The organism is Lishizhenia sp., from assembly GCF_057456495.1.
On sequence record NZ_JBVCPV010000010.1, the window covers coordinates 21,972 to 28,583 of the forward strand.

At 36.8% G+C, this 6,612-nt stretch carries 7 protein-coding genes; 4 read left to right on the forward strand and 3 right to left on the reverse strand.

Going from position 1 to position 6,612, the window contains the following annotated elements; all coding sequences use genetic code 11:
- Positions 1-11 precede the first annotated feature (11 nt).
- Entirely contained in the window at positions 12-944 is a 933-nt protein-coding gene (locus AC22ZQ_RS01620) for a M23 family metallopeptidase (protein ID WP_318956827.1), read from the forward strand.
- A gap of 56 nt (positions 945-1,000) precedes the next feature.
- Here AC22ZQ_RS01620 and AC22ZQ_RS01625 read toward each other — a convergent pair whose 3' ends face one another.
- Positions 1,001-1,129, reverse strand: coding sequence for a hypothetical protein (locus AC22ZQ_RS01625; protein ID WP_318956828.1), 129 nt, complete (start codon positions 1,127-1,129; stop codon positions 1,001-1,003).
- A gap of 233 nt (positions 1,130-1,362) precedes the next feature.
- Between AC22ZQ_RS01625 and AC22ZQ_RS01630 the strand changes: the two genes are divergently transcribed.
- Positions 1,363-1,767, forward strand: coding sequence for a response regulator (locus tag AC22ZQ_RS01630; protein WP_318956829.1), 405 nt, complete (start codon positions 1,363-1,365; stop codon positions 1,765-1,767).
- Here AC22ZQ_RS01630 and AC22ZQ_RS01635 read toward each other — a convergent pair.
- Positions 1,751-2,659 (reverse strand): DMT family transporter, encoded by a 909-nt coding sequence (locus tag AC22ZQ_RS01635; protein ID WP_318956830.1) that lies wholly within the window; start codon positions 2,657-2,659, stop codon positions 1,751-1,753. The genes AC22ZQ_RS01630 and AC22ZQ_RS01635 overlap by 17 nt on opposite strands.
- 44 nt (positions 2,660-2,703) lie before the next feature.
- On the opposite strand from AC22ZQ_RS01635, the gene AC22ZQ_RS01640 reads away from it, so the two are divergent.
- Both AC22ZQ_RS01640 and pepT read left to right on the forward strand, forming a co-directional pair.
- Entirely contained in the window at positions 2,704-4,485 is a 1,782-nt protein-coding gene (locus AC22ZQ_RS01640; protein ID WP_318956831.1) for a MutS-related protein, read from the forward strand.
- Positions 4,486-4,504: 19 nt separating this feature from the next.
- On the forward strand, positions 4,505-5,746 hold the full coding sequence (gene pepT / locus AC22ZQ_RS01645; RefSeq protein WP_318956832.1) for a peptidase T: 1,242 nt from the start codon (positions 4,505-4,507) through the stop codon (positions 5,744-5,746).
- Positions 5,747-5,787: 41 nt separating this feature from the next.
- On the opposite strand, the gene AC22ZQ_RS01650 is transcribed toward pepT, so the two are convergent.
- Positions 5,788-6,612, reverse strand: an 825-nt coding sequence (locus AC22ZQ_RS01650) for a glycoside hydrolase family 113 (protein WP_318956833.1), incomplete at its 5' end; no start/stop codon positions are given.

The window sequence follows — 6,612 nt, forward strand, 5'->3', positions numbered from 1 at the left end:
TTCTTTTTAATATGAAAACAAAATTATTTCTACTGAGTGTATTCATTGCACCATTAACAATGCTGGCGCAGAATATTATTGATACCATTCCATCTGAAAACGGGGATGTAGTAATGTACGATGATAGAACCTGGGAATACCTAGAAGATTTGAATTTTGATGGAGTATTGAATGAAGAGATTTACAGTATGTTCTGTGAAGATTCAACCTATAACTTCATTCAGACCTGGGATAATGAAGTGTGCTATACTTCAAATAAAAAAAACGATCCTTCCAAAATTAAAGATACAATTTGGACGTGTGTTTTAGATTCTTCATACAATACTTTTGTAATGCCTTTTGATGGTAAAATCACCTCTCGTTATGGGTACAGAAGAGGACGTTACCACAATGGAATTGATATCGATTTAGTAACCGGAGATACTGTTTATGCAGCTTTTGATGGAAAAGTTAGATATGCAAAATACAACCCTGAAGGTTTTGGGAATTTGGTAATTATTCGTCATTACAACGGATTAGAAACCTTTTATGCTCACTTATCAAAACATTTGGTTGCTCCCAATACATGGGTGAAAGCAGGGGAACCTATAGGTTTAGGTGGGAATACTGGACATTCATACGGTTCTCATTTACATTTTGAGGTGAGATTTTTTGATGCTCCAATGAACCCTGAGGAAATTATTGACTTTAAAAACAAAGTGGTAAGAGATCAAAACTTATTTATCTATGGTTCTTTGTTTAGACCCGGTGCTTCACCTTCGTATTTAGCGGATTCTGATTTAAATATAAACGGAGAAACTAAAAAATACCACAGAATTAGATCGGGAGATACATTAGGTCACCTAGCAAGGAAATATCACACTTCAGTGAGTACTTTATGTAGGTTAAATGGTATTCGACCAACTACTACCTTAAAAATTGGTAGGTCATTACGAGTAAGGTAAGTTAACTTCCCATTATTTATCTCAACGTATTTTTAGCGCTAGAACCTTAGTCCTTGTTAAACCTCGTTGCATTTTATTTCTGCGATGTTAGGGAGTTCTTTATCGAAACTATTTGTACCCGCAAATGGAAGGTGAGCATTGATGTTTTTTGGAATTTCATTGTGGTGGTTAGGATTATATTCCACAATTTTAAATTGTTCATCGCATTCATCGTTTAATCCTCGGAATTGGAAGAAAACAAGTGGTACTTATGAAAATATTTACTATTTTCCACCATCTGATTAATAAAATCGGGCGTAAAAGTAGAGGTGTAAATCCTTGATTATTACGAAATGAAAGTGGTTTTTATTGGGTGAAAGGGTATAGAAAATAATACCGCTATCAATAGAAATTACTGCTTCCAATTTAACACATATATATGAAAAAGAAAGTTAATTGCATTTTGCTGATTGATGACGATGAGCCAACAAATTATCTTCACCAAATTTTGTTGGAAGACATGGATATTGCGGATGAAATTATCGCAATGCAAAATGCCGAAGAAGCACTGGAATTCTTAAAATCAGAAGAAGAAGGAGAGCATCCTAGACCGGATATCATTTTCTTAGATATCAACATGCCCGTTATGAATGGATGGGAATTTTTAGAGGAGTATAATAAGCTCCCTCAGAGTCAAAAAGGAAAGCACGTCATGATTATGTTAACAACATCTGTAAATCCTGATGATAGACAGAAAGCAACGGAAGATGGAAGCGTGCAAGACTTCATCAATAAGCCCTTAGAAGAGGAGGTGGTGAAGAGTATTATTAACGACTTCTTTTAAGCTTTATAGGTTTTTTGAGCATGGTATTACCTAGTATTCCAATAAGAACAACGGTAATACCCAAATATGCATAGAATGAGATAAATTCTCCAAATATGAACATACCGACCATTAAAGCGTAAACACTTCCTAGATATTTAAAAGGCATAACTGTAGCAGCTGGGCCGTAGTGTAAAGCTTTGGTCATAAAAATCTGCGCAAATTGGGTAAATACACCAATTATCAAAAGTACGATCCATTCAATACCAACAGGTACTACAAATTCAAAGAAACACATAAAGAGCATGATGGGGAAGGCTACCATCGGAAAATAAATAACGACGTTAATAGGACTGTCGGTTTCTTTACATTTTATGATGGCCAAATAAGCAACTCCTGCACTCAAGGCAGAAAAAATTCCTAGTCCTACCCAAACAGGTTCGATTTTACTGAGTTCAGTATTCGTACTCAGGTATTTGGAGATACCAATGATGAATACTCCAAGAAGAGCAATAAAACTGAAAATCCATTGTTTTTTACTGACCTTTTCTTTTAGGAATAGAAAAGTGAATAGAACTGTGAAAACAGGAGATAGATATTGAACGGTAACCGCAATGGCAATAGGTAAGTGGTTGATGGTATAAAAGAAACTCGTAAGTGCAGTTACTCCACAAATACCACGTATAATAAGCCATTTTTTATTCACCCCAAAAACAGGTAGTTTTTTTCGTTTAATAATCGCGTAGCTAATGATCAATGATATGATAGAACGAAAAAGTACAATTTCGTGTACCGGGTACTTTTGTAAATCTGATAACAGCGCATCCGAACCTGCACCTAAAGATTTAACAAATACATTAACGATTAAAAACATTAAGCCCGACAGGACGATATATAGTATTCCTTTGTTCATTTCGCCGCAAAGGTAACTTGCTGAGTTGATATTCTCTTTTATCTTTGGAAATAAAAGTGTCGCCCAAAGAATATTACCAAGAAAGAATACAACTTCTTCAAGAAAAACTCAACCTTCTTCAACAACGCTCTAACCGTTACGTGGCGCTAAGATTGGTCTTTTTTCTAGCCATCCCACTTTGTGTTTATTTCTTTTTCAGCACCCTCTATTTAGCCCTAACTACAGCAGCTCTGTCTTTTGGGATTTTTCTTTTTGTTGTGAGGAAAAGTATTGATGTAAAAGCACAAATCAAATTCAACAAAGCCCTTGTGAAGATTAATGAGGATGAACTTCAAGTATTAGCAGGTGATTTTAGTGCATTTGACGAAGGAGAATCGTTTAAAAACCATCAACATCCATTTACTTATGACATGGATTTCTTCGGGGCAAAAAGTGTTTTTCAATATTTAAACAGAGCTGTCTCTGCAAAGGGTAAAGCCTTACTTGCTCAACAGCTGAGTGAGGGAGTAGAAAATGTAGAGGCCTACCATGAGGCAACTGAGGCATTGCTCAAAGAAGTGAGTTGGACCCAAGATTTTAGAGCGAAAGGAAAAGTTGATGAGGGAAAGGACGAAACCTATATAGACCTTTGGTCTAAGGAAGAATTGGTACTTCCTAAGTGGTTGAATGTGGCCCGAATTATTTTCCCGATTATAGCCGGATTAGGATTGATTGCTAAAATCCTCGATAGAATTCCGGATAGCTATTTTATGTTGATTTTAATGTTCTGTTTAATTCCGGTTGGCTTATTATTAAAACGCACCAATGAACAAGCCGCTAAGTTATCTAAAATTCAAGGTAGGTTAGATGCATTGCGCGGACAATTAATATTGATGCGAGAGTTGAAGGCAACGAGTCGTTTAATTGATGGCGCTAAGTCTAAATTGTTTGAGGGTAAGCACAGTGCTGATAATGCGTTAGAACAATTGAAAAAGACCTTGGAGCGCTTTGATTTGCGTATGAATTTCATGGTGTCCATCGTATTCAACATGTTTGGAGCATACGACTTGCAAATGATGTATAGTTTGAGCAAATGGAAGAAGCAATATGCCGCGCATATCCACGATTGGGAAAAAGAGCTATTGGATATGGAGGTGTTGATTTCTCAAATGAATTTTAGGTATAATTATCAGAGTCAATTGTGTTATCCTGTGCTCGAGGAAGAAGAAAATGCTTCTATAAAGGTAGAGGGACTTGGACATCCGTTCTTACTAAGTGGAGCAATGGTGACCAACGATTTTGAACTCAAGGAGAAGGAGCAGTTTGTTATAATTACTGGACCAAATATGGCGGGGAAATCAACCTTTTTGCGCAGTATCGGAGTTAATTTGGCACTTGCCCAGGCAGGGTTTGCTGTGGTAGCCAAGGAATTTAAATTCCCAAAACTTAAGTTGTACTCCAGTATGCGAACAGCAGATAATTTAACCGAAGAAAGTTCATATTTCCATGCAGAATTGATACGTTTGCGTTTTATTGTAGATGCTATCGATAGAGGAGAGAAAATCTTTATCGTTTTAGATGAAATTTTAAAAGGAACAAACAGCAAAGACAAAGAAGAAGGTTCTGCAAAATTCTTAAAAAAGCTTATCGCTTTAAATACCAAAGGAATTATTGCTACACATGACTTGTCTTTAACAAAGTTAGCGGATGAAGATAGTCGCATAAAGAATCAATATTTCGATAGTATAATAGAAGGAGACAACATAAGCTTTAGCTACAAAATGCACCATGGAGTAGTGAAGAATATGAATGCAAGTTTCTTACTCGAACAAATGAAATTAGTTTAACAAAGCATAAATAATATATATGGATACGATAGGAGTAGCAGAACGTTTGATGAAATACGTTCAGGTAGATACAGAGGCAGATCCAAACTCTGAAACATTTCCTTCTTCAATGAAGCAAAAAGATTTGGCTCAGATTCTTGTTCAAGAATTGAAAGACCTTGGGATTAATGATGCTTATATGGATGAATGGGGATATGTTTTTGCAACCATTCCATCTAACACAAGTAAAAAAGTTCCTACGATTTGTTTTTGTGCACACATGGACACTGCCCCTGATGTTACGGGGAAAAACGTGAAACCTATCCTTCACAAAAATTACGACGGAGCTCCAATCGTTTTACCAGATGATAATTCACAGGTAATTACAACAGATAGACATCCGTACTTGAAAGAAAAAATTGGAGACGATTTAATTACCGCAAGTGGATTAACACTTTTAGGTGCAGATGATAAAGCAGGTGTTGCTTGTATCATGGATTTCGCCGAGCACTTGATGAAAGATCCATCAGTGGTTCATGGAGATATCAGAATTTTATTTACACCAGACGAAGAAGTAGGGAGAGGTGTGGATAAATTAGATATGGATAAATTGAAGGCTGACTATGGATACACTTTAGACGGTGGTGTTTTAGGAAGTATTGAAGATGAAAGTTTCTCTGCTGATGCTGTAACAGTAAAGATACAGGGTATTAGTGCTCACCCAGGATACGCCAAAAATAAAATGGTGAACGCACTTAAATTGGCAAGTGAATTTATCGATGCTTTACCGAAAGATAGCTGGTCTCCTGAAACTACATCAGGAAGAGAAGGATTTGTACACCCTGTTGCCGTAAATGGAGCAATGGAAGAATGTACAGTTCAGTTTATCATCAGAGATCATGAAACGGCAAAATTAGCGGAGTACGAAACTCGTTTAGAAGCTATTGTTAAAGAGGTAGTCGGTAAGTATACTGGATGTTCTTACACCTTTGAAGTAAAAGAACAGTACAGAAACATGAAAGAAATATTGAAAACAGTTCCTTTCGTTACCAACTATGCAATTGAAGCAATGGAGAACGTTGGTGTTACACCAAAGAATGTAATCATTAGAGGTGGAACTGATGGAAGTAGATTGTCTTTCATGGGCTTACCTTGTCCAAATATCTTCACCGGAGAAATGGCAATTCACTCTAGACACGAATACGTAAGTGTTCAAGACATGGAAAAAGCGGTTGCTACTATGAAAGAATTGGTTCAAATCTGGGAAAGAAACGCAGAATAATAGTTTTTTAAGATATGGAATAGCCATGCCGAAAGGTGTGGCTATTTTTTTTTGAGTTGGGTAAAAACCTCTAAGGCTGGTTTACCTTGAGGAGTGTAACCGTCTTTTTGCAGAGGAAGCCCATGGACTTCAGGAAACCATTTCCATAAAAAACCTCCAGCATACCAATCTTGATGGTACACGCTCTCAAAATAACTTCTATAGGCATGGGTCTGATTTTCAAAATTTACTTCTTTGGTTTGACCATGCTTCCAGGGTTCTAGTGCATTTTTGGTAATGGAACGATAACCCCATTCTGTAAACAGTACCTTTTTGTTGACTTTTTTCGATAGCGAGGCAAGTGCTTTACACCATTTTGACCAACCCTTATTGAGTTCTTCAATACGCGGTGTTTCCGCTGCAGAAAGTGGGTAGTAAGCATCGCTGCCAATGAAATCGAGCTGACTCCAAAAGGGGAATTCTTCTACTTTGTCCCAGTTTTCTGCATAAGTGATTTTTCCTGAATATACTGTTCTAATCTCTTTAATTAATTTTTCCCAAAACTGTGGACGTTGTTTAACAAAGTTCGCCAATTCAGTTCCAATGCAGAATAGCTCAACTCCGGCTGAATCTGCAATGTGGACCATAGATAAAAGATACTTTCTATAAGTGTTTTCAAATACTTGCCAATCCTCTTCTTTTTTGAATTCAAGATGTCCCGTAAAAAGATCATGTCCCCATAATTGCGGTTTAAGCATAATTTTTAAGTTCTCTTTTTGCGCCGATTCAATAGCTTTGTAAACGCCTTCAGGTTTTTCACTTTCCCATTGATAGGAAGTGTTGTATACGATCTCAGGGTTGTTTTTGCGCACGAAAGCAAAAGGGGA